The 21,164-nt window shown below is 72.3% G+C and carries 20 protein-coding genes and 1 pseudogene; 13 read left to right on the top strand and 8 right to left on the bottom strand.

What is annotated here, in order from left to right; all coding sequences use genetic code 11:
* The 3 genes from ACLBYE_RS21950 to ACLBYE_RS21940 form a co-directional block, all read right to left on the bottom strand.
* The coding region (locus ACLBYE_RS21950) for a lytic transglycosylase domain-containing protein (protein ID WP_447695768.1) at positions 1–738 on the bottom strand (738 nt) is incomplete at its 3' end.
* Between the two features lie 168 nt (positions 739–906).
* Positions 907–1,728, bottom strand: a complete 822-nt coding sequence (locus ACLBYE_RS21945) for a Cof-type HAD-IIB family hydrolase (protein ID WP_427510490.1) — start codon at positions 1,726–1,728, stop codon at positions 907–909.
* Positions 1,725–2,315, bottom strand: a complete 591-nt coding sequence (locus ACLBYE_RS21940; RefSeq protein WP_447695767.1) for a gluconokinase — start codon at positions 2,313–2,315, stop codon at positions 1,725–1,727. Before ACLBYE_RS21940 ends, ACLBYE_RS21945 begins: the two co-directional genes overlap by 4 nt.
* Positions 2,316–2,486: 171 nt before the next feature.
* Between ACLBYE_RS21940 and ACLBYE_RS21935 the strand changes: the two genes are divergently transcribed.
* The 4 genes from ACLBYE_RS21935 (at position 2,487) to ACLBYE_RS21920 (ending at position 5,967) form a co-directional block, all read left to right on the top strand.
* Complete coding sequence (locus ACLBYE_RS21935) at positions 2,487–2,783, top strand: DUF3072 domain-containing protein (RefSeq protein ID WP_132367115.1); 297 nt, start codon at positions 2,487–2,489, stop codon at positions 2,781–2,783.
* Between the two features lie 163 nt (positions 2,784–2,946).
* Positions 2,947–3,195 (top strand): Flp family type IVb pilin, encoded by a 249-nt coding sequence (locus ACLBYE_RS21930; RefSeq protein WP_447695766.1) that lies wholly within the window; start codon positions 2,947–2,949, stop codon positions 3,193–3,195.
* 315 nt (positions 3,196–3,510) lie between these two features.
* Positions 3,511–4,680, top strand: coding sequence for a polysaccharide biosynthesis/export family protein (locus ACLBYE_RS21925; protein ID WP_447695770.1), 1,170 nt, complete (start codon positions 3,511–3,513; stop codon positions 4,678–4,680).
* A 150-nt stretch (positions 4,681–4,830) separates the two neighbouring features.
* The gene (locus tag ACLBYE_RS21920; RefSeq protein ID WP_447695765.1) at positions 4,831–5,967 is read left to right on the top strand and encodes a branched-chain amino acid ABC transporter substrate-binding protein; all 1,137 of its coding nucleotides are present in this window, start codon (positions 4,831–4,833) and stop codon (positions 5,965–5,967) included.
* A gap of 24 nt (positions 5,968–5,991) precedes the next feature.
* Here the strand turns inward: ACLBYE_RS21920 and ACLBYE_RS21915 are convergent, their stop codons facing one another.
* On the bottom strand, positions 5,992–6,561 hold the full coding sequence (locus ACLBYE_RS21915) for a tyrosine phosphatase family protein (RefSeq protein ID WP_447695764.1): 570 nt from the start codon (positions 6,559–6,561) through the stop codon (positions 5,992–5,994).
* Between the two features lie 147 nt (positions 6,562–6,708).
* On the opposite strand from ACLBYE_RS21915, the gene ACLBYE_RS21910 reads away from it, so the two are divergent.
* The 7 genes from ACLBYE_RS21910 to ACLBYE_RS21880 all read left to right on the top strand — a co-directional run bounded on the left by ACLBYE_RS21910 (position 6,709) and on the right by ACLBYE_RS21880 (position 14,631).
* Positions 6,709–7,842, top strand: coding sequence for a TRAP transporter substrate-binding protein (locus ACLBYE_RS21910; protein ID WP_447695763.1), 1,134 nt, complete (start codon positions 6,709–6,711; stop codon positions 7,840–7,842).
* 135 nt (positions 7,843–7,977) lie between these two features.
* Positions 7,978–9,390: a phosphatase PAP2 family protein gene (locus ACLBYE_RS21905; RefSeq protein ID WP_447695762.1), complete on the top strand. Its 1,413-nt coding sequence runs from the start codon at positions 7,978–7,980 to the stop codon at positions 9,388–9,390.
* Positions 9,391–9,985: 595 nt separating this feature from the next.
* Positions 9,986–11,374 carry a deoxyribodipyrimidine photo-lyase gene (locus ACLBYE_RS21900; RefSeq protein ID WP_447695769.1) on the top strand — a complete coding sequence of 463 codons (1,389 nt, stop codon included), beginning with the start codon at positions 9,986–9,988 and terminating at the stop codon, positions 11,372–11,374.
* Between the two features lie 276 nt (positions 11,375–11,650).
* The gene (locus ACLBYE_RS21895; RefSeq protein ID WP_082557827.1) at positions 11,651–11,956 is read left to right on the top strand and encodes a GCG_CRPN prefix-to-repeats domain-containing protein; all 306 of its coding nucleotides are present in this window, start codon (positions 11,651–11,653) and stop codon (positions 11,954–11,956) included.
* Positions 11,957–12,070: 114 nt separating this feature from the next.
* Entirely contained in the window at positions 12,071–13,450 is a 1,380-nt protein-coding gene (locus tag ACLBYE_RS21890; protein ID WP_447695761.1) for a chloride channel protein, read from the top strand.
* Positions 13,451–13,586: 136 nt separating this feature from the next.
* Positions 13,587–13,766, top strand: coding sequence for a DUF1328 domain-containing protein (locus tag ACLBYE_RS21885; protein WP_010685332.1), 180 nt, complete (start codon positions 13,587–13,589; stop codon positions 13,764–13,766).
* A gap of 10 nt (positions 13,767–13,776) precedes the next feature.
* Positions 13,777–14,631, top strand: coding sequence for an SDR family oxidoreductase (locus ACLBYE_RS21880; protein ID WP_447695760.1), 855 nt, complete (start codon positions 13,777–13,779; stop codon positions 14,629–14,631).
* Positions 14,632–14,668: 37 nt separating this feature from the next.
* Here ACLBYE_RS21880 and ACLBYE_RS21875 read toward each other — a convergent pair whose 3' ends face one another.
* On the bottom strand, positions 14,669–15,628 hold the full coding sequence (locus tag ACLBYE_RS21875) for a cation diffusion facilitator family transporter (RefSeq protein ID WP_447695759.1): 960 nt from the start codon (positions 15,626–15,628) through the stop codon (positions 14,669–14,671).
* Positions 15,629–15,788: 160 nt separating this feature from the next.
* Between ACLBYE_RS21875 and ACLBYE_RS21870 the strand changes: the two genes are divergently transcribed.
* On the top strand, positions 15,789–16,226 hold the full coding sequence (locus tag ACLBYE_RS21870; RefSeq protein ID WP_447695758.1) for an HIT family protein: 438 nt from the start codon (positions 15,789–15,791) through the stop codon (positions 16,224–16,226).
* Between the two features lie 16 nt (positions 16,227–16,242).
* Here ACLBYE_RS21870 and ACLBYE_RS21865 read toward each other — a convergent pair whose 3' ends face one another.
* From ACLBYE_RS21865 to ACLBYE_RS21855, 3 genes are all read right to left on the bottom strand, one after another.
* Positions 16,243–16,653 carry a PilZ domain-containing protein gene (locus ACLBYE_RS21865; protein ID WP_020092739.1) on the bottom strand — a complete coding sequence of 137 codons (411 nt, stop codon included), beginning with the start codon at positions 16,651–16,653 and terminating at the stop codon, positions 16,243–16,245.
* A gap of 273 nt (positions 16,654–16,926) precedes the next feature.
* Positions 16,927–17,157, bottom strand: coding sequence for a hypothetical protein (locus tag ACLBYE_RS21860; RefSeq protein ID WP_020092738.1), 231 nt, complete (start codon positions 17,155–17,157; stop codon positions 16,927–16,929).
* Between the two features lie 115 nt (positions 17,158–17,272).
* The gene (locus tag ACLBYE_RS21855) at positions 17,273–19,336 is read right to left on the bottom strand and encodes an NAD(+) synthase (protein WP_447695757.1); all 2,064 of its coding nucleotides are present in this window, start codon (positions 19,334–19,336) and stop codon (positions 17,273–17,275) included.
* 381 nt (positions 19,337–19,717) lie between these two features.
* Here ACLBYE_RS21855 and ACLBYE_RS21850 point away from each other — a divergent pair.
* Positions 19,718–21,164, top strand: a pseudogene (locus ACLBYE_RS21850) (DNA translocase FtsK); the annotation flags it as partial.

Below are 21,164 nucleotides of genomic sequence, written 5' to 3'. Positions count from 1 at the left end.
GCCCCCCGCCCTCCGGAGGGGGGGGGGCCGGCGCGGCGGCAGCGGCACCTCCACGGAGGGAACCGAGGCGGCCTGGGGTGCAGCCGGGGTCGCGCCCGCAGCCGGGTCGATGGAGAGGCTGGCGAGCTCGACCGCGGCGCCGGCCAGGGCGGCGGGCCGGCGCGGCGGCAGCGGCACCTCGACGGTCTCGGTCGGAACCTCCGCCACGGCGGCGGCCGTCGGCGCGTAGGCCAGGGCGGCGGCCGCGGGGTTGGGTCTGGAGTCGGCGACGCCGCCGCCGAACAGGCTCGCGAGGGCGCTGGCCGACGCCGCCACCGGGGCGACGACCGAGGCGACCTCGGTGGAGATGCCCTGGCGCTTGGCGGCGTAGTAGTAGCCGCGGTTGTAGTACTGGTAGGCCTGGGCGACGTTGCCCTTGGCCGTGCGGTAGGCGCCCGCCAGATAGGCCACGCCGTAGCGCAGGTTGGTCTCCGGATCGTACAGGCCGGCGGCGTCGCCTGTGTAGCCCATGCCGCGCGCGGTCGCGTGCTTGATCTGCATGAGACCCAGGGCGCTGCCGCCCTTCGCCCGCGGATTATAGTTGCTCTCGCGCTTGACCACGGCGTGCACGAAGCTCGCCGGAACGCCGTTCGCCTTCGCCTGCTGCTCGATCAACGCGTCGATATTGTCGCGCGCGCCCTGCCCGAAGGCGGCGGCGGGCGCGACCGCGAGGACGGCGGCCAGGATGAGGCGATGCATTCCGAGACCCGGTGCTGCTTGTTCTGTAGTCAAGCTAGGTCACGGGGAAATGAGGCCGGAAAGCGGCCCCCGTTCGGCAGCCTGTGGGCGGCCGGGGCGACGGCCGTGCTTGTGATCCGCGCGCCACAGGGCGGCGCGCGGACGCGGTCGGCCGGTCTGGGGAGCCGGTCAGGGAAGGATGAAGCGCTCGACCGCGCGGGCGAACCCGTCGGCGTCGTTGCTGTCCGTGACCGCGCTGGCGGCCGCCTGGACGCTCGCCTCGGCATTGCCCATCGCCACGGAGTAGCCGCTCTGCGCGAACATCGGGCGATCGTTCCCGGCATCGCCGAACGTGGCGATCCGCTCGCGCGGGATGGCGAGATGCGCGCTCATCCAGGCGACGAAGCGACCCTTGTCGAGATCGGGCGGGGTCACGTCGAGATAGTACTTCTGCGAGCGGTGGACGGTGGCCCGGCCGGCCAGCGCCGCCGCGATTCGCGTCTCGCAGGCCGCGAGATGGGCGTGGTCGCGGCTGACGCCGACGATCTTGGCGGCCGTACCCATGAGCGTTCCGAGATCCGGCACGACCCGGGGCTCCGCGTCGATCGTGCGGCGCTCCAGGTCGGTGTAGGGACCGTCCGGGTCGCGCAGGCACCACGCGCCGTCGGCGAAGACCCAGACATCCAGCCCCTCGGCCAGGAGCCGGTCGAGGGCCGCCCGGGCCGCCGGCTCCGGGATGGTCCGCTCCTCGATGATCGACAGGTCCGGCCGGACGACGCTCGCGCCGTTGAATGCCCCCATCGGCAGGTCGAGGCCGAGCTCCGCCACGAGGCTCCGCAATCCGATCGGCGGCCGCGCCGAGGCGATGCTGAAGCCGATCCCGGCCGCGCGCAGGCGGCGCACGGCCGCCACCGTCGCCGCCGTCAGGCGCTTGTCCCCGGTCACCAGGGTGCCGTCGACGTCGGAGATCACCAGGGCGATCCCCGCCGCCTTGCCGGTTCCTGCTGTCATCGCGTCACTCCCAACCCGGATCCCGCCCCACCCCGATCCCGGCGCGCCGCGGCGGCGAGTTCCGCCACGACCCGGTCGGCAATCGCCTCGGGCGGCTCGAGGATCCCGACGGTGATCGGGTGCTCGTCGGGGTCCGGGGCCTCGAGGGTCGCGAACTGGCTGTCCAGGAGATGCGGCGACATGAAGTGACCCTGGCGCTTCGCGAGACGCCGCGCGATCAGGGCCTTGTCGCCGTCGAGGTAGACGATGCGGACCCGCCGGCTGCCCCGGGTGAGGACGTCCCGGTACGCGCGCCGGAGCGCCGAGCAGACCACCACGCCGGACTCGCCGGCGTCGAGGCGCTGCTGGATCCAGGTCGCGATCCGGGCGAGCCACGGCGCGCGGTCCGCGTCGTCGAGGGCGTGGCCCGCGTGCATCTTCGCCACGTGCTCCGGCGTGTGGAAGCTGTCGCCGTCCACGAAGATCCAGCCGAGCTTCTCGGCGATCAGCGCCGCCACGGTGCTCTTCCCGGACCCCGAGACACCCATGACTACGAGCACCTGGGCGGCCGTCCCGGCATCGGATGCCGGGTCTGATTGGGACGTCATCCGGATTACCGTGGCTCCGAGGCGCACCGGCGCGCCGCGCGTCGCGATCATGCGGAGCGCGCGCGCGGAAGGGAAGATCGCCGCGCCCGACGCCGCCGTGTCGTCAGGAACCGTCGCGCCGCGGGCCGCGTTGACGACCCGGAACGCGAACATTTAGGGAACATGAGTCGCATGGCTACCACCACCGCGAAGGCGACGTCGAAGGCCGATCGGGATTCGGGAGCGCGCCAGGACGCGCACCAGGACGCGCCGGAGAACCCCAAGACCGACCCGAAGGACGTGTCGAACCAGATCAAGGATCCGGACCAGTGGACCACCGGCGGCGAGCCGATGACCGGCGCGCAGGCCTCCTACCTGAAGACGCTCTCCGAGGAGGCGAAGGAGCCGAAGGCGTTCGATCCGGACCTCGACAAGGCCGAGGCCTCCAAGCGGATCGATGATCTGCGCCACAAGGCCGGCCACGCCTGAGCCGTCGCGGGCGCGCCCTCGCCGGGCGGTGCATATCCCGCCCGGAATCGGCCCGACGCCCTGTTTCGGACACTTCGTTAAGCCGGCGGCAAGCGCGGGCCGGTAACAGCCTTCCGAGCGCGTGAAGCCACGCGGACGGCGGGACGGGAAGGCGCGTTCGACCATGGATGAGCCGGGCGGCGACGGGGCGGGGCGGCGCGCGGTGCGATCCCGGGCGGCGGCCGCCCTGACGGATCGAATCCCTGTCGCGGCCGCGCGCCTCGCCCGCGACGTCCGCGGATCCACCGCGACCGAGTACGCCCTGCTCGGGGGGCTGATCTTCCTCGTCGCGGTCGGCAGCATCCGCTACTACGTGTCCCGCGTCAGCGCCGTCTACGGCGACATCACCGCGGCGGTGACTCAGGGGCAGTGACCCAGGGGCAGTGACCCAGGGGCAGTGACCCAGGGGCAGTGACCCAGGGGCAGTGAGCGGATCGCGCCGGGGCCGAGCAGCCCTGGAGTCAATGGGCCGCCCGTTACCGCCTACGCGCCCGGATTTGTGTCCCGATATTTCAGCAATGCGCGCTGCGCCCGGCATTTGTCGTTCCTGTGCCCCGAAAAAGCTGTGCTTAACGAGGATGACTTAGCAGTCTCGGTCGTGGCGGGCGGAGTGTGGCTCACCCGCTACGGACACCTGGGCCGCTATGGGCTAGGCACGGGCTCGGCAATACCGATGGGCAACATCTGGATGCGCAAACTTCCCCACGTCCTGCTCGCCGTCACGGCGATGTCGGGCTGCACGTACCTGCCCGCGGCGGGTCCGACGGCGAGCGCGATCCAGGCCGGGTCTGAAGTGGCCACGGCCGACGGCGGCCTGCTCGCCCGCTACGAGATCATCGACGTCACCCCCTCCGTGGTCGAGGCCCTGCGCGGCCGCCCCCTCGACAGCCTGCTCGCCTCCTTCGGCGACCACCGTCCCTCCTCCGAGCCGGTCATCGGCATCGGCGACATGGTCTCGGTCTCCATCTGGGAAGCCGGATCCGGCGGCCTGTTCTCCGGACCCCTCGTCGCCGACCGCTTCTCCGCCGGATCCAAGTCCGCCCTCATCCCCGAGCAGCCCGTCGGGCGCGACGGCGCCATCTCGGTGCCCTATGCCGGCCGCATCAAGGTCGCCGGCCGCCGCACCCAGGACGTCCAGGCGCTCATCGAGAACGAACTCGCCGGCAAGGCCATCCAGCCGCAGGTGCTGGTCTCGGTCACCCGCCCGATCTCCCAGGCCGTCACCGTCACCGGCGAGGGCGCCGCCGGCGCCCGCCTGCCGCTCTCCGGCCACGGCGACCGCATCCTCGACGTCATCGCCGCCGCCGGCGGCAACCGCGCGCCGGTCAACGAGACCTTCGTGCGGCTCTCGCGCGGTCCGGTGACCGCGACCGTGCCGCTGACCACGGTGGTGTCGAACCCCAAGGAAAACATCTACCTGCGGCCCAACGACGTGCTGACGCTGGTGCGCGACCCGCAGACCTTCATCGCGGTGGGCGCGCTGGGCAACAGCACCGAGCTGCCGTTCCAGGCCGACGGGATCACGCTGGCGCAGGCGCTGGCCAAGGCGCGCGGCCTGTCGGACTTCGCCGCCGACCCGGCCGGGACGTTCATCTTCCGGTTCGAGCCCGCCAGCGTCGTGCGCCGGCTCAGCCCCGGCTCGAAGCTGCTCGGCACGCCTCTGGTGCCGGTGGTCTACCGGATCGACATGCGCGACCCCAACAGCCTGTTCGTGTCCCAGGCGTTCCGCATGCGCAACCGCGACCTGATCTACGTGTCGAACGCGCCCTTCACCGAGGTCCAGAAGGTCCTCACCGCCTTCAACGGCGTCACCGGACCTCTGGCGTCCGCCGCGACGGCCTACGCCTACGCCAAGTAGGGGCCGGGTCGCCGACGGGACCGCCGCGGAAAAAAATCGCGTTTCGCCGCGTCCTCGCGTATGGGCACTGGGTGCGGGGCGGGATCGAGGCTACGGAGCCGCATCCGCCGTCGCGCCGACGTGTCGCGCAAGGATGCCCAGAAGAGCCCGATGAAGATCGGACGTTTCGTCCCCGCCCACGGGCCGCTCCGGCCCGCACTGATCGCCCTGAGCCTGTGTCTCGCGCTCCTGCCGGCCACCCAAGCGGTGGCCGACGTGGTGGTCGGCGTCGCGGTTCCGCGGTCTGGTCCCTACGTGGCGGTCGGCGAGCAGGTCCTGCGCGGCGTCGAGGCCGCCGCCCGGGACGCCAACGCCATGGGCGGCCTCGACGGCCAGCCCGTCACCCTGGACGTGCAGGACGATGCCTGCGACTCGAACACCGCCATGGCGGTGGCCAACCACTTCGTCCGGTCGAACGTCCGTCTCGTTGTCGGCCATGTCTGCTCCAACGCCTCCATCGCGGCCTCCGACATCTACGCCCAGAACGGGGTGGTGATGATCACCGCGGCCTCGGTGGCGGCCCGGCTCACCGACCGGGGGCTGCCGAACATCTTCCGGGTCTGCGGCCGCGACGACGACCAGGCGCGCCTGTCCGCCGCCGTGCTGGCCGAGCGGTTCCGCGACCGGAAGATCGCGCTGATCCAGGACCAGACGCCGGCGGCCCGCAGCCTCGCTGCCGCCACCAAGGACAACCTCAACCGCATCGGCGTGAACGAGGCGCTGTTCCTGTCATTCTCGCCGAGCGACGCCGACGACGCCGCCCTGGTCGACCGCCTCAAGGGCGCGGGGATCGAGGTCGTCTACTACGGCGGCGACGCCGCCGAGATGGGCCGCCTCGTGAAGATCGCGGCGGACCGGGGCTTCCGGCCGCAATGGTTCGGCACCTCGGCCATCGCCACGCCGGACTTCGCCAAGATCGCCGGATCGGCCAGCAACGGCGTGCTGATGACCTTCTACCTCGACCCGAGCCGGCAGCCCGCCGCCGCGGCCGTCGTGAAGGCCTTCAAGGCCGAGGGCGTCGATCCCACAGGCTCGACGATCTACGGGTACGCGGCCATGCAGGCGCTGGTGGCGGCCGGCAACTTCGCCCACTCCACCGAGCCGAAGCCCATCGCGCAGGCGCTGCACACCGAGCGCTTCGACCTCGTGCTCGGCACCGTCGGCTTCGACGCCAAGGGCGACGTCACCGCCCAGGGCTACGTGCTCTACGTGTGGAAGGACGGGAGCTTCACGCCGGCCGGCAAGTGAGGGGCGGACCCCTCACAGGCATCCTCACAGGGTCTCTGCGGCCTCGACCTCCGCGCCGCGGCCGAGGCCGCGCAGCAGCTCTGCCAGATGCGGGCGGACCCGCAATTGCAGGGCGTGCAGCCGCCGCACCGCCGCGCTGAGTTCCCCGTCCCGCCCGAGCATCGCGTCGGCGTAGCCGATCATGCGCGCGTTCGGCCAAGCCGGCTCGCGCAGGGCGTGGAGGCGCTCCACCAGGGCGGCGGCGGGCGCGTCCGGCTCGGCCTGCGCGAACAGGGTCAGCAGCGCCGCGGTGGAGCGCGACAGGCCGTAATGGCAGTGGACCAGGAGATGGGCGGCCCCGTCCAGCGCCCGCCCGAAATCCAGGATCGCCGCGACGTGCTCCGGCTCGGGCGGGACGAGACCGTCGCCCGGGCCGAGGCAGTCGTGGAACCGGAGGGTCGTGCGGGCGTGGGCGCCGTAGGCGGTGAAGGCCTCGGGCTCCGGCGTGCCGGGATCGAGCAGCGACAGGACGTGGCTCACGCCGCGCGCGCCGTGGCCGGCCAGCTCCTCCAGGCCGCAGACGGTGTGCAGGGTGACGGCGGGCTCAGTTCGCATCCCGGGCGCCTAGCACGGGCGCGGTCCGGTTTCGAGGCGCGACGGAACTGCCCGGGCCGCCCGCGGCTTTCGAGAACCGGCACGCACGTGCTACCTGCGACCCCCGATCCGGCCCGGACGGGTCGGACCTGCTCGGACGAGATGCCGTTGGACGAACCTCACCTCGCGCGATCCCCCGCGGCCGGGACGCGGCGCCGCAGCGTGCTGACAGCCGGCCTCGGCGCCGCCGCGGCCCTGACCGGGCCGCTCGCCGCGCCGGCCCGGGCCGAGTCCGCCCCGGAGCTGCGCTGGCGCCTGTCCTCCGCCTACCCGAAGACCCTCGACATCCTGTACGGCGCACCCGAGGCGCTCAGCCGGATCGTCGCGGAGGCCACCGACGGGCGCTTCCAGATCCAGGTCCAGGGCCCCGACGAGCCGGTCCCGGCCGAGGGCCTGCTCGACGCCGTGGCCGCCGGCACCGTCGAGATGGGACACGGTCCGGCGACCCTCGGCATGGCCAAGGATCCGACCTTCGCGCTGGCCACCGCGGTGCCCTTCGGCCTCAACGCCCGGGGCGCCGCCGCGTGGTGGCAGGCGGGCGGCGCCGCCGAACTGTTCGCCGAGGTCTTCGCCAAGGCCGGGCTGGTCTGCCTGCCGGGCGGCAACACCGGCGCCCAGATGGGCGGCTGGTTCCGTCGCGAGATCAAGACCCTCGCGGACCTGCAGGGCCTGAAGTTCCGGATCGGCGGCATGGGCGGCCAAGTGCTCGCCAAGTTCGGCGTCCAGCCGCAGGCGGTGCCGGGCCCGGAGATCTACGCGGCCCTGGAGAGCAAGAAGCTCGACGCCGCCGAGTGGATCGGGCCCTACGACGACGAGCGGCTCGGCCTGCAGAAGGTCGCGCCGATCTACCATTATCCCGGCTTCTGGGAGGGCGGCGCCCTGCTGCACTTCTGGTTCAACGCCGAGAAGTGGAAGGCGCTGCCGAAATCCTACCAGGGGATCCTCCGGGCCGCGGCCGCCGAGGTCGGCGCCGACGTCCAGGCCAAGTACGACGCCCGCAACCCGCAGGCCCTGCGCCGGCTGGTGGCCGGAGGCGCGCAGCTGCGGCCGTTCCCCCAGGACGTCATGGAGGCCGCCCTCAAGAACGCCAACGACGTCTACGCCGAGATCGCCGCCAAGAACGCCGATTTCCGCCGCGTCTACGAGGCGATGCGGACCTTCCGCAACGAGGAGTACCTCTGGTTCCAGGTGGCCGAGTACACCTACGACAACTTCATGATTCGCGCCCGGGCGCGGGGCTGAGGCGCGCGCCGCCGCGGGAGGCCGGCGCGGCCGCCGAGAGTGCCTCAAAGATGGGGACGTCGGGGCGGCGCCCGATTGCCACGCGATCGGGAACGGCTCTAGCGTCCGGCACGGCATCGGCGAGGGGAGGGCTGCATGTTCGGGACGCTGCGGGTCGGGTTGGCGCTGCTCGGGGCGGCGCTGCCCCTCCAGGCCTTCGCACAGTCGGCCGCCAACCTGTCGGCCCTGCGCGGGCTGGTCCCGGTGGCCCGGCTGCAGACGACGCCCGACGGCAAGGCGGCGCTCGACGCGAACCTGCGGGTCACCGGCGACATCCAGAGCGGCGCGCTGAAGCAGCCGACGCTCCTGCCGTTCCCCGAGCAGCAGCAGCTCGCCCTGCGGGACTGCTTCATCACCGACGGCAACGCCGCCAACCTCGCCGACGGCCTCGGCACCACGCTGGCCCAGGCCTACCACGCCAAGGCGACCTACAGCGACTACAAGACCTTCACCAGCATCGCGCCGGCGGTCGCCAACCTGATCGGCTACACCAACAACGTGACCAAGTCGGACTCGAATTCCGGCAAGTACTTCTTCGCCAACGCCACGACCAACGGCAAGCATCCGGTTTCCGAGGAGGCCGCCGCGATCCTGTCGAACGGCGCCGTCACCGACGTGTTCGGCAAGGCCTATGACCGGCCGGCCGGCAGCCCCGGCGCCGACCGCTACGGCAATTCGCGGCCGTTCCAGACGCTGCCGCGCCTCCTCACCTATCGCGGGAAGGACTATTTCGGTGACGCGTCCGACAGCCTCGACTGGCTGCGCGGCCCCTCGCAGGACCTCGTGAACAGCCCGTCCTACCCGAGCGGGCACACCACCTACGGCTACACCGAGTCCATGGTGCTCGCGCTGCTCGTGCCCGAGCGCTACCAGCAGATGGTGGCCCGCGCCGCCGAGTACGGCAACGACCGGATCATCGTCGGCGCCCACTACGCCATGGACGTGCTGGGCGGCCGGGCGACCTCGCTGCACGCCCTCGCGCACCTGCTCGCCAACGATCCGGCCTATGTCGGTCAGATCCGGAAGAACCCGGCCGTCCTCGACAAGGCGTCCGCGGAGGCCGACAGGACGGTCGGCGTGACGGATTATCGGGCGCTCCTGACGGAGGCCCGCGCGGCGATGACCGAGGCGCTGAAGGCCGGCTGCGGCGACACAGTGGCGGCCTGCGCGGCGAAGGATACCGGCCGGTTCAAGGACGCGGCCGCCAACGCGGCCTTCTACGCGGCGACCCAGACCTACGGCCTGCCCGTGGTGCATCCGGACACCGCCGGCCGGCGGGAGGACGTGGGCAAGGTCGCGCCGGAGGCCGGTCACCTGCTGACCGCGGCTTTCCCGGCGCTGACGCTCGACGAGGCCAACGCGATCCTCACCGAGACGCAGGGCCCGGGCGGCGGTTTCCTCGATGACGGCTCGGAATTCGGCGTCTACGCGCGCCTCGACCTCTACACGGCGGGCGGCAAGGCCGCCGCGCTGGCGGCGAGCCGGGCGGGGTCCAGCGCGACGCGCTGACACGCCGTGGCCGAGGGCCTGGCGGATTGCCGGCGGCGCGGATCTCCCAGAGAGGCGGGTCCGCTCGAGACGCGTCCGATGCGACCCGCGCACCCGGCTTGCTCGGGGAGCGCGCTGCCCCTCACCGCGCCCCTGGAAGGTCCGGACCGGAGCCCGCGCATACTCCGGACAGAAAAAAGGCCACTCCCGAAGGAGCGGCCCGAAGTCTAGGGAGGAAACGCCCAAGAAGGGCTGCGGAAGGGCGACGCCATCGCCTTCCCGCGCTGCACAATCTGCGCGCCTCGACGAAAAATTCAAGAGCATCAGGACAGCAGGGCTGTCCTTTCGTGCGCTCGCGCACGCGTCGCTCCCCGCCTGTGTTGAAAATGTCGCAGGCCGTCGCGCGCGATCGAAACCTGCATTGTCGCGGGCGGAACCGATCGATCACCGTGCAAGTCCCTGATGTGTCGCGGTTTTGGCGGCTGGAGCCGGGATTCGGCCCGTCGCCTCGACTGCGGCTTTTCATCCGCCCGGTCCGGACGGACGAAATTCGCGCCCGCTCTACCTTCTCCGGCCAAGGTTCCGGCGCGACGCGCCAAGCAAGAGGCAGGTGAGCATGGCGATCCAGGGCGAGCGGATCCGGATCCTCAACGATGTCGAGCCGCGCGAAGACGGCGCCTACGTCCTGTATCTCCTGCAGCAGGCCAACCGGGCGACGTTCAATCCCGCTCTCGAACTCGCCATCGAGGAGGGAAATCGTCTCGATCTGCCGGTCGTCGCCTGCTTCGGCCTGCTGGACGGCGCGAGCGGCTTTCCCGAGGCCAATGCCCGGCACTACGCCTTCCTGCTCCAGGGTCTCGCGGATGCGAAGGCTGGCCTGGAGAAGCGCGGAGTCGGCTTCGTCATGCGCAAGTGCTCGCCCGCCGAGATCGCCATCGCCCTCGCCGAGGAGGCCGCGCTCCTCGTGCTCGACCGCGGCTACCTCGCGATCCAGAAGGGCTGGTACCGGGAGATCGCCAAGGCGGTGAAGACGCGGATCGTCCAGGTCGAGGGCGACGTCGTCGTGCCGGTCGAGACGGCCTCGCCGAAGCACGAGTACGCCGCCCGGACGCTGCGGCCGAAGCTGAACCGGCTGTGGGACCCGTTCCTCGCGGCGCTGAAACCCCGCCGGGTGAAGCGCGCGGCCGATCGCCTGACGCTGAAGAGCGCGATCGACGTCTCCGATCCGGAGGCGGTGCTCGCCGGGATGACCCTCGACCGGGAGGTCGGCCCGGTGAAGCGCTTCACTGGCGGCGAGACGCAGGCCCGCAAGCGCCTGAAGGCGTTCCTGAAGGACGGGTTCGCGGGCTACGGCGCGGGGCGCAACATGCCGGAGGCGGCCGCCGCCTCGCACATGAGCCCTTACCTGCATTTCGGGCAGATCTCGCCGGTGGAGATCGCCCTGGCGGTGCGGGAGGCCAAGGTCGGCGATGCCGACGACCGCGGCGCCTACCTGGAGGAGCTGATCGTCCGGCGCGAGCTCGCCATGAACCACGTCTTCTACACGGAGGGCTACGACGCCTACGACAGGGCCGTGCCGGACTGGGCGCGCAAGACCCTGGCCGAGCACGCGAAGGACGAGCGCCCCCACGCCTACTCGGAGGCGCAGCTCGCCGCCGGCGAGACCCACGACCGCTACTGGAACGCCGCGATGCGCGAGATGCGCGAGACCGGCTACATGCACAATCAGCTGCGGATGTACTGGGGCAAGAAGATCCTCGAATGGTCCCCGTCGCCGGAGGAGGGCTTCGCGCGGACGCTGCGCCTGAACAACCGCTACTTCCTCGACGGGCGCGATCCGAACTCCTTCACCAACGTCGCCTGGGTCTACGGCCTGCACGACCGGCCCTGGCAGAAGCGCGAGATCTTCGGCACGGTCCGCTATCAGAGCGAGAACTCGCTCAGGAAGTTCGACGCCAAGGCGTATGTGCGGGCGGTGGAGAAGCTCTGCGCCGCCGAGGGCTGAGGCGGGACGGCCCCATCGGCGCGCGGCCGCAGGGGCGCTCCGGTATCCTCGCAATCGTCGCACGATGACCGGACCGGGCGGCAGCGTATCGCGACGCTTGTCTCCGCGGCGGCGCAGTCGTTTCGCGCGCACAGGTTCGTGAAGAAACGCTTCCCCGGCCTCAGATGTTTCGAGCCCACTTCCGGCCCGTTGCGGACGGCCGGACATGATCCGGCGACAACTCGGTCGGACCGGGGCCGGATCATCGCGCTGCTCGTGACTGAACGGAGGACGACGATGCGGATGAAGCTGGCAGGCGCAGCACTCCTCGCGCTCGGAACCTTGGCCGCCACGGCCGGTACGGCGGAGGCTGCCCAGGGCTGCGGCCCGGGCTTCCACCGGGGCTGGTCCGGCTGGTGCAAGCCGAACTGGCGCCCCTACGCGTACCGCCCGGTCTACTACGCCCGGCCGGTGGCCTACGGCTGGGGCCGCCCCTGGGGCTGGCACCATCGGTGGGGCTGGCGCCACGCGGGCTGGCATCGCCCCTGGGGCTGGCACCATCACGGCGGCTGGCATCGGGCCGCCTGGCACCACAGGTGGTGATCGGGTGAGCGGCGGGGCCGGCACGCGGGTGCCGGCCGCCGTCCGCGGAGAGGGCCTTTCCTTGACCATTGCGCTATAGCGTCCGCTCTCACTGCGCGGACGAGGTGCTCTTTCATGGTCGAGAAGCGGGACGAGGTGCGGGACACGACGGATTCTCCGCCCCCGCAACGGTCGCGCTACCGCCGCTCGATCATGCGCCTGCGGTCGGCCTCGATGGAAGCCTATCCGCTCTGGCGCGGGCGGCTGCTCTTCCTCGTGGGCGGCATCGGCGTGGGCCTCGCCGCCGTGCTGATGGCCAAGGGCGCCGACCTCGCGCAGGACGGGTTCCGGCGGCTCACCGCGCCGTCGCCGCTGATCGCCCTGGTGCTGACGCCCGCGGGCTTCGCCCTCGCGGCGCTCCTGGCGCTGACGGTCTTCCCGAACTCGCAGGGCTCGGGCATCCCGCAGGTGATCGCCGCCCGCCACGCCCGGGATACCGGCTTCCGCTACTCCCTGATCTCGCCGCGCGTGGCCTTCGGCAAGGTGCTGGTCCTGTTCCTGGGCCTGTTCTGCGGCGCCTCCGCGGGCCGCGAGGGACCGACCGTGCAGGTCGGCGCCGCGATCATGGCCGCCTTCGGCCGCCTGACCCCGGAGCGCCTGCCCGGGCTGCTCCTGGCGGGCGGCGCGGCCGGCGTCGCGGCGGCCTTCAACACGCCCCTCGCCGGCATCGTGTTCGGCATCGAGGAGCTGGGACGCGCCTACGAGGCGCGCTCCTCCGGCCTGATCGTGGCCGGGATCGTGGCCGCGGGCCTGACCTCGCTCGGGCTCCTCGGCAACTATACCTATTTCGGGACGACCGACGCCGCCCTGCCGCTGGCGGCAAGCTGGATCGTGCCGCTGATCGCCGTGGTCGGCGGCCTCGCGGGCGGCCTGTTCAGCCGCCTCGTCATCCTGTTCGCCCGCGGCCTGCCGGGCGCGGCCGGACGGATGATCCGGAAGCGGCCCGTCATCTTCGCGGCGGCCTGCGGGCTGTGCGTCGCCCTGTGCGGCCTCGCCTCCGGGGGCGCCGCCTACGGGACCGGCTACGAGGAGGCGAAGGCCATCCTCCACGGGGACGCGGCGGCCGGCTGGACCTACGCGCCCCTGAAATTCGCCGCCACCGTGCTGAGCTCGATCAGCGGCATCCCGGGCGGCCTGTTCGCGCCGTCCCTGGCGGTCGGGGCCGGCCTCGGCGGCACGGTCCACGGATTCCTGCCGGGCATGCCCGTCGGCGCCGTCGTGCTGATCGGGATGGTGGCCTACCTGACGGGCGTGCTGCAGGCGCCGATCACCAGCTTCGTCATCGTCACCGAGATGACCCAGAACCACGCGATGGTGATCCCCCTGATGGTCGCGGCGCTCCTGGCCGACGCGGCCTCGAAGGCGATCTGCCGCGGCGGCCTCTACCACACGCTGGCGGAGATCATGCTGGAACGCGCCGACGTGCCGGCGCAGCCCGTGGCGAAGACCGGCTGAGCGCGCCGCGACCCGCCTGGCCGGACGCGGGTAAGAATAAAAGCGGACCGGTCCGGAATCCGCGGAACGGTCTCGCTTGGCGTCGGTTGAGGCAGCAGCATCAGGCCCCGCGCCGGGGCGCAGCCGGAGTGACGCCATGACCCTTCTGAAATGGGCCCTCATCTGCTTCGTGATCTCGCTGATCGCGGGCGGTCTCGGCTTCACCGGCATCGCCTCCGGCGCCGGCTCGCTGGCCCGCATCCTGTTCGGCCTGTTCCTGCTCATCGCCATCGTGATCGTGGTCATCGCCTTCGCGGTCGGCCAGGCGGTGTTCTGAGGCCGGCGCGGTGCGCGGCGCGGTCTGCCTCGTCACCGGGGCGACCGGCGGCATCGGCTACGAGACGGCCCTCGGTCTCGCGCGCCTCGGCGCGCGGGTCGCCATGGTCGGCCGGGACAGCGGGAAGCTGCAGGCCTGCGCCGACAGGATCCGCGCCGCGGTGCCCGGCGCCGACGTGGAGCCGCACCGCGCGGATCTGTCCGCGCAGGCCGAGATCCGCCGCCTCGCGGGGACCCTGCGGGCGGCCTATCCCCGCCTCGACGTGCTGGTGAACAATGCCGGCGCGATCTTCGACCAGCGCACGCTGACCGTCGACGGGATCGAGCGGACCTGGGCGCTCGACCATCTGGGCTACGTGCTCCTGACCCTCGAACTCCTCGACACGCTGAAGGACGCGGCGGCGGCGGGCGGGAAGCCGCGGATCGTCAACGTCGCCTCGGCGGCCCATTACCGGGGGCATATCGACTTCGACGACGTCGAGGGCGCCCGGCGCTACCGGGCGATGGGCGCGTATGCCCAGGCCAAGCTCGCCAACGTGCTGTTCACCTACGCGCTCGCCCGGCGCCTGCGCGACAGCGGCATCACGGTGAACGCCGTCCATCCGGGGGTGGTCAATACCGGCTTCGCCAAGAACACCGGCGGCCTGCTCGGCGCGGCCTGGGCGCTGATGCGGCCGCTGCTGATCACGCCCGAGAAGGGCGCGCGGACCTCCCTCCACGTGGCCAGCGACCCGGGCCTGGACGGAGTCACCGGCCGATACTTCTCCCACAGTCGGCCGAAGGTCTCCTCGGCCGAGAGCCGCGACGAGGCCGTCCAGGAGCGACTCTGGGCGCTGAGCCTCCGGCAGGTGGGCCGGAGCGACTGAGGAGCCGCCGACGGTGCGGCCCTCCGGTGCGCGGCCCTCAAGCGGCCGCCCGGACCTTGTGGTCGCCCTGCTGCTGGATCTCGATGAAGACCCGGGTGACGTCGGGGCTGCGCGCCTTCAGCGCCCGGTCGAGGCGCGTGACGAGGCTCTCGACCTCGCCGGCGCTGAGATCGTCGGTCATGTCGATGCTGAGATTGACCAGGATGTCGGACGGGCCGAGGTGCTGGGTCAGCACCTCGTTGACGTGGACCACGCCCGGCTCGCCGCGGACCAACTCCGCGATCGCCGCCAGGACCTCGGGATCGGCCGCCTCGCCGATCAGCAGGCCGTGGGTCTCGACCATCAGGAACGCCGCCATGCCGATGAGCACGAGGCCGATGCCGACCGACGCCCAGCCGTCGAGGCTCGGCATCTCCAGGAGGTGGGACAGGGCCACGCCGGCGAGCGCGATCAGGAGGCCGATCAGCGCCGCGGTGTCCTCCGCGAGCACGGTGAACAGGGTCGGATCCTTGCTGCGCCGGATCGCCCGCACGGCGGAGTGCTTGCCCTTCTCGGCCCAGAACTGGCGGATCGCCACGAAGAACGACGTGCCCTCCGCCGCGATGGCGAAGCCCAGGATCGCGACGTTCACCCAGAGGCCGGGCAGGCGGTAGCCGAACAACTCGGCATCCACGTCCGGCTCGGGATGGCGGACGCGCTCGATCCCCTCGTAGACGGCGAACAGGCCGCCGCCGAGGAAGATCATCAGCGCCACCACGAAGGCGTAGAAGTAGATCTCGCGCCCGTAGCCGAACGGGTGGCGGGCGTCGGCCGGGCGCTCGGCCCGCTTCATGCCGACGAGGAGCAGCACCTGGTTCGCCGTGTCGACCACCGAGTGCACGCCCTCGGCGAGCATGGCGGTCGAGCCGGTCAGCGCCCCGCCCACGAACTTCGCCGCCGCGATGGCGAGGTTGGCGCCCGCCGCCGCGTAGATCGCTCCCGTGCTCTCGTGCGCCATCCGGAACTCCCTGCGCGGTCTGGGGACGCCGGGCTCTCGGACCCCGGCACGGCGCCGCCGCCGCGGCGATGCAAGCGTCGCGGCGCGCAGGTTGTTCCCGTGTGGACGCGGGCCGATGCCCCGTGCAACCTGCGGCCACTCAAGGAGTCCCGGAGGCAGCATGGCCGACGCCCGCTACGATCCCGACAACATCTTCGCCAAGATCCTGCGGGGCGAGATCCCCTGCCACCGCGTCTACGAGGACGCCCACACCCTGGCCTTCATGGACGTGATGCCTCAGGGCGAGGGCCACACGCTGGTGATCCCGAAGGCGCCGGCCCGGGGCCTCCTCGACGCCGACCCGGACTCGCTCGGCGCCCTGATGGCGAGCGTCCAGAAGGTCGCCCGCGCCTTGAAGGCGGCGTTCCGGGCCGAGGGTCTGACCGTGTTCCAGTTCAACGAGCCGGCCGGCGGCCAGACCGTCTTCCACCTGCACGTCCACGTCATCCCGCGGCGCGAGGGCGTGCCGCTGAAGCGCCACGAGGGCGGGATGGCCGATAACGGGGTCCTCGCCGAGCACGCCGCCCGCATCCGCGCGGCGCTCGAGGCTCAGGCCTGACGCTCAGGCATGACGCTCAGGCCGCGCTCGCCGAGTCGCCCGACTGGGCCATGCTGGCGAGCAGCCGGCGCAGGGCGGCGTTCTCGGTCTCGAGCTCGCTGATGCGCTTCAGCAGCAGGGTCACGGAGGCGTCCGTCGCGGCCGGATCGGGCGAAGCGGGCGCGGTGCCGGCCCGGGCCGGCGCCTCGAAGGTCACGCCGATGCCGTCCTCCCGGCGCCAGCGCAGGGTGGCCCGGTAGGTCCGGTCCTTCTGCGGGATGTAGAGGTCGAACGCGTCCGGAAGCGTGGTGGCCTCGCTCATCACGAGGCGCGCGCCGGTGGGGGACATGTCGCGCACCAGGCAGTCGAGGCTCGACGACCCGTTGTTGAAGACGATGCGGCCCTTGAGGAAGACCCTCTGGCGCGCCTCTCTGCGATGCTCCGACATGCGGGCGGCTCCGGACAGCTGACGGTTCCGCGAAACCTGCACGCGAGCCCTTAAGGAATCTTGGTCGCGATCGCCGAGTCGAGGCCCGCTATAGGGCTCGATACCGGTAATGTGCTGCCGCCAAGGCTCCGGATGAGCGAGTCCGCGCCCCCGACCGGTCCGATTTACGCGCGACGACTTCTGTTCGTCGTCTCCGTGCTCGGAGCGGCGACCCGGCAGGACCGCGCCGAGCGTCCCGGCGCCGTCCTGCTGGCCGTGACGGGCGGGGGCCGCTCAGGCGATGAAGCGCCGGTCCACGGTCTGGAACAGGTAGAAGCCGTTGAAGCGCACCGCGGTGTCGGCGGCCCGCCCGTCGAAGTCGAGGGGCTGCCGGCCGCCGTCGCCCAGCTTGCCACCGAAGGTCCAGCGACCCGCGCCGATGAACGGCGGGACCGTGCTGGCCTCCGGCACCGCGCAGCAGAGGCCCTCTTCGCCCTTGAGCTGGAACAGGTTGTAGCTTCGCATCCGAAGTCCTCCGCCTGGCCGCCCTCGAAGCCAATTTTCCCAATACAAGATTTCGCATTGCGAAGAATCGGCTTGACCGTGCTCATAATGGCACAATCGGTCGAGTTTGTGACGGTCAAGTTTCAGGGACGTTTCGGTTCAACTCGTCGATCCAGATCCGCGCCGACCCGTCGGAGGGCGCGCGCCAGTCCCCGCGGGGCGACAGGGAGCCCCCCGCCGAGACCTTCGGCCCGTTCGGGAGCGCCGAGCGCTTGAACTGGCTGAAGCCGAAGTAGCGGCTCAGGAACACCCCGAGCCAGCGGCGGATCTCCGGGAGGTCGTAGGCGACCCGCTTGGTCTCCGGGAAGTCGGGCGCCCAGGTGCCGCGCTCCCTGTCGCCCCAGGCGTGCAGCGCCAGGAAGGCGATCTTCGAGGGCCGGAACCCGTACCGGAGCGTGTAGAACAGGTTGAAATCCTGCAGCGCGTAGGGGCCGATCGTGCCCTCGGTGCTCTGCGGGCTGTCGTCCTGGTCCACCGGCACCAACTCGGGGGAGATCTCGGTGTCGAGGATCGCCTGAAGGGTGCGCGCCTCGTCCGGGCCGACCTCGCCGTTGCCGATCACCCAGCGGATCAGGTGCTGGATCAGCGTCTTGGGCACGCCGGCATTGACCGCGTAGTGGCTCATCTGGTCGCCGACGCCGTAGGTGCACCAGCCGAGCGCCAGCTCGGAGAGGTCGCCGGTGCCGACCACGATGCCGCCCGCGTGGTTGGCGAGCCGGAACAGGTAGTCGGTGCGCAGGCCCGCCTGCACGTTCTCGAAGGTCACGTCGTAGACCGCCTCGCCCTTGGCGAAGGGGTGGTCCATGTCGGCGAGCATCTGCTTGGCGGCCGGGCGGATGTCGATCTCGGCGGCCGTGCAGCCCAGCGCCTTCATGAGCGCGTGGGCGTTGGTCTTGGTGGCGTTCGAGGTGGCGAAGCCCGGCAGCGTGTAGGCCAGGATGTCCGAGCGCGGGTAGCCGAGGCGGTCGAACGCCTTGGCGATCACGATCAGCGCGTGGGTTGAATCGAGGCCGCCCGAGACGCCGATGACGGCCTTGCGGGTGCCGGTCGCCTCCAGGCGCTTGGCGAGCCCCGCCACCTGGATGTTGTAGGCCTCGTAGCAATCCTGCGCGAGGCGCGACGGGTCGGCCGGCACGAACGGGAAGCGCTCGATCCGGCGGATCAGGCCGAGATCCGCCTCGGGCGGGCTGAGCCGGAACGGCACCCGGCGATAGGGCAGGGCGCGGCCGCGCGCGTCGTCGTCGAAGCTGCCCGCCTGCAGGCGCTCCTGGGCGATCAGGTCGAGGTCGATGTCGGCCAGCGTCGTCACCGGCTTCTCGGGGAATCGCTCGCCCTCGGCGAGGCGCACGCCGAGCTCGTCGACGCTGGTCTGGCCGTCCCAGGACAGGTCGGTGGTCGATTCGCCCTGGCCGGCCGCCGCGTAGACGTACGCGCAGGCGCCCCGCATCGAGGCCGCCCGGGACAGGAGCGCCCGCGACTCGGCGCGGCCCACCGTGATCGGGCTGCCCGAGAGGTTCGCCAGCACGGTGGCGCCGGCGAGCGCGGCGCGCATGCCGGGGGGCTCGGGCACCCACAGGTCCTCGCAGATCTCCACCCCGACCACGAGGCCCGGCAGGTCCTCGGCCGGGAACAGCAGGTCGGTGCCGAACGGCGCGTCCTGACCGGCGACCCGGACGGTCTCGCCGACGATCCCGGCGCCGGAGGCGAAGTGGCGCTTCTCGTAGAACTCCCGGTAGTTCGGCAGGAAGGTCTTCGGGACGACGCCGAGCAGGCGGCCGCCCTGGATGGCGAGCGCGCAGTTGTAGACGCGGTGCCGCCAGCGCAGGGGCGCGCCGACGATCAGCAGCGGCCGGAGACGGGCCGAGTCGGCGATCACGCGGGCGGCCGCGACCTCGACCGCGTCGAGCAGGGTCTGCTGGAGCAGCAGGTCCTCGATCGCGTAGGCCGACAGGCCGAGCTCGGTGAAGACCGCCAGCACCGCGCCCGAATCGTGGCAGGTCCGGGCGAGGTCGAGGATCACGTCGGCGTTGCGCTCGGGCTCGGCCGGATGGCTCCGGCCGGTGCAGGCAGCGACCCGGGCGAAGCCGTGGCGGTAGAGGGAGCGGAAGCGGGCCGGCGATTCGGAGGTGGCTGGAGACACGGGCACCTGTCCGGGTGAGGGGTGGCTGCGGGTTACTATAGCGGACGCGGGCGGGGGGGCGGCGCGGAGCCTGTTCGCGCCCTAGACCGTGCCCGACGTCATCGCGGGAGGACGCGCTGCGGCGGATCGGGACGGAGCCCAGATCGCGATTTCCGGTCCATCGGGCATCGTGTCCTCGAGATCTCGCGGTCGAAACGGTCGCCGGTGGCCGTGACGGCCCGGCCGCGGCGATGCGGGGTCCGGCCGGAGTGCCGGGCCGATCGTCCCGCATGGTTTCCGCACCGCGGCCGGCGGCAAGCCTCCATTAACGACGAATGGCCTAACTCAGGAACAGCCGCCGCGCGTCGGCGGATCCCTGTTTCGAGTATCGTCTGAGAACCCATGCGCGCATCGGGACGGCCTCCGTACTCCCACCGTGACCCCGCCCGCCCTGTCCGCGGCGGCGACCGCTCGGGCCTCTCCCTGGGAGCCCTGGCGCACCGGCTGATGGCGCTCCGCGCGAGCCTCACCCGCCGCCTCTCCGGCTCCCCCGCCGGCCTGCCCGCCCGCCCGTCCTACGGCGCGCCCGGTCGCCGGGCCGAGCCGAGCTGGCTGACCCCGCCGGGCGCGATGGTCGGCCGCGAGGGCACCGAGCGCGCCCCGCGCGCCGCGGCGCCCGAGCCGCACTGGCCGACCCAGGTCTTCGACGACCGGGCGAGCCTCGACGCCCTGGAATCCCCGATCTTCGAGAGCCGGATCGACCGCAGCGCCTCCTCGCCGGGCGTGCTGGTGCGCCAGCCCCGCCGACCCGCCGCCATCGCCCCCGACTACGCGCCGGCCGCGGCTCCGCTCGTGGGCCATGCGGCCGGCCACGCCACCAGCGACATCGCCGACCACGTCGCGACGCCGGTCGCCGCGCCGGCGCCGGCCGCGCCCTCGGCGGTGCGCTACACCCGCACCCCCGATTCGGTTCTGCAGGAGCGCCGCCAGCGCGCCCTCGAGGCCGAGCGCGTCGCCCTGGAGCGCGCCCGCGTCGAGGCGCAGGCCGCCGCCCTCGCCCTGGAGACCGAGCGGGCCGCCCGCGAAGAGGCCGAGCAGGAGCGGGTCGAGCGCGCGCGGATCGCGGCCGAGCGCGCCGCCGCCGTGCCGGCCCTGCCCGAAGCCGCCGCGTCGGACGCGGAGCCGGTGCCCTTGTGGCGCCAGCCCTTCGTCGCGCCGCCGGGCGTGCGCTTCTTCCGCACGCCGGACCGCCGCCCGGTCCGGCCCGCGGTCGAACTGGCCGCCTCTACGGCGGCGATCGCCCCCGTTGCGGCCGCGTCGGTCGCCGCCTCGCCGGTCGAGACGGTCGCCGAGGCCCCGGCCCGCGATTGGTCGGACCTGCCGGACTGGTCCGAGGTCCAGCCCTGGTTCGACGGCGGCGACTGGTCGTCCGTCGATGCCTGGTCGGCGCTGGAGGCGCAGCCCGTCGAGGTCGCGCCGACCCCGGCCGCCGTCTCGGCGCCGGCGGCGTCCGACGAGCGCTTCGTCTCCATGCCCCTCGACATCTCGCACCTGCGGTCGCTGCCGCCGCGGCCGGTCTACGTGCTCGACCGGCTCGTCCGGTTCGACCAGCCGCCGCGTCCCGCCGACGGGCAGGATAACGGGACGGAGACCGGCCAGCGGATGGACGAGGCCGCCTCGATCCGGAGCGCCTTCCTGCCGCCCGTCGCGCCGCCGGCCGCGTCCGGCCTGTCGCTGGTCTTCGGCCCCGGCAGCGCCGCGGCCGAGCCTCCGGCCGCCCCCGCGTCCGAGGCGCCCCGCCGCGCGCCGGCTCTCAGCGCCATGGCGGCCCGGGCGGCGATCCGCGCGG

This window comes from Methylobacterium sp. A52T, assembly GCF_053346095.1.
This window is presented reverse-complemented; position numbering and strand designations above follow the sequence as displayed.

Coding starts and splice junctions, on each gene's coding strand:
- ACLBYE_RS21930 (WP_447695766.1), top strand. CDS start 2,947: ATGGATGAGCCGGGCGGCGACGGGGCGGGGCGGCGCGCGGTGCGATCC.
- ACLBYE_RS21905 (WP_447695762.1), top strand. CDS start 7,978: ATGTTCGGGACGCTGCGGGTCGGGTTGGCGCTGCTCGGGGCGGCGCTG.
- ACLBYE_RS21925 (WP_447695770.1), top strand. CDS start 3,511: ATGCGCAAACTTCCCCACGTCCTGCTCGCCGTCACGGCGATGTCGGGC.
- ACLBYE_RS21895 (WP_082557827.1), top strand. CDS start 11,651: ATGCGGATGAAGCTGGCAGGCGCAGCACTCCTCGCGCTCGGAACCTTG.
- ACLBYE_RS21875 (WP_447695759.1), bottom strand. CDS start 15,628: ATGGCGCACGAGAGCACGGGAGCGATCTACGCGGCGGCGGGCGCCAAC.
- ACLBYE_RS21900 (WP_447695769.1), top strand. CDS start 9,986: ATGGCGATCCAGGGCGAGCGGATCCGGATCCTCAACGATGTCGAGCCG.
- ACLBYE_RS21915 (WP_447695764.1), bottom strand. CDS start 6,561: ATGCGAACTGAGCCCGCCGTCACCCTGCACACCGTCTGCGGCCTGGAG.
- ACLBYE_RS21940 (WP_447695767.1), bottom strand. CDS start 2,315: ATGACGTCCCAATCAGACCCGGCATCCGATGCCGGGACGGCCGCCCAG.
- ACLBYE_RS21935 (WP_132367115.1), top strand. CDS start 2,487: ATGGCTACCACCACCGCGAAGGCGACGTCGAAGGCCGATCGGGATTCG.
- ACLBYE_RS21870 (WP_447695758.1), top strand. CDS start 15,789: ATGGCCGACGCCCGCTACGATCCCGACAACATCTTCGCCAAGATCCTG.
- ACLBYE_RS21860 (WP_020092738.1), bottom strand. CDS start 17,157: ATGCGAAGCTACAACCTGTTCCAGCTCAAGGGCGAAGAGGGCCTCTGC.
- ACLBYE_RS21865 (WP_020092739.1), bottom strand. CDS start 16,653: ATGTCGGAGCATCGCAGAGAGGCGCGCCAGAGGGTCTTCCTCAAGGGC.
- ACLBYE_RS21885 (WP_010685332.1), top strand. CDS start 13,587: ATGACCCTTCTGAAATGGGCCCTCATCTGCTTCGTGATCTCGCTGATC.
- ACLBYE_RS21920 (WP_447695765.1), top strand. CDS start 4,831: ATGAAGATCGGACGTTTCGTCCCCGCCCACGGGCCGCTCCGGCCCGCA.
- ACLBYE_RS21945 (WP_427510490.1), bottom strand. CDS start 1,728: ATGACAGCAGGAACCGGCAAGGCGGCGGGGATCGCCCTGGTGATCTCC.
- ACLBYE_RS21890 (WP_447695761.1), top strand. CDS start 12,071: ATGGTCGAGAAGCGGGACGAGGTGCGGGACACGACGGATTCTCCGCCC.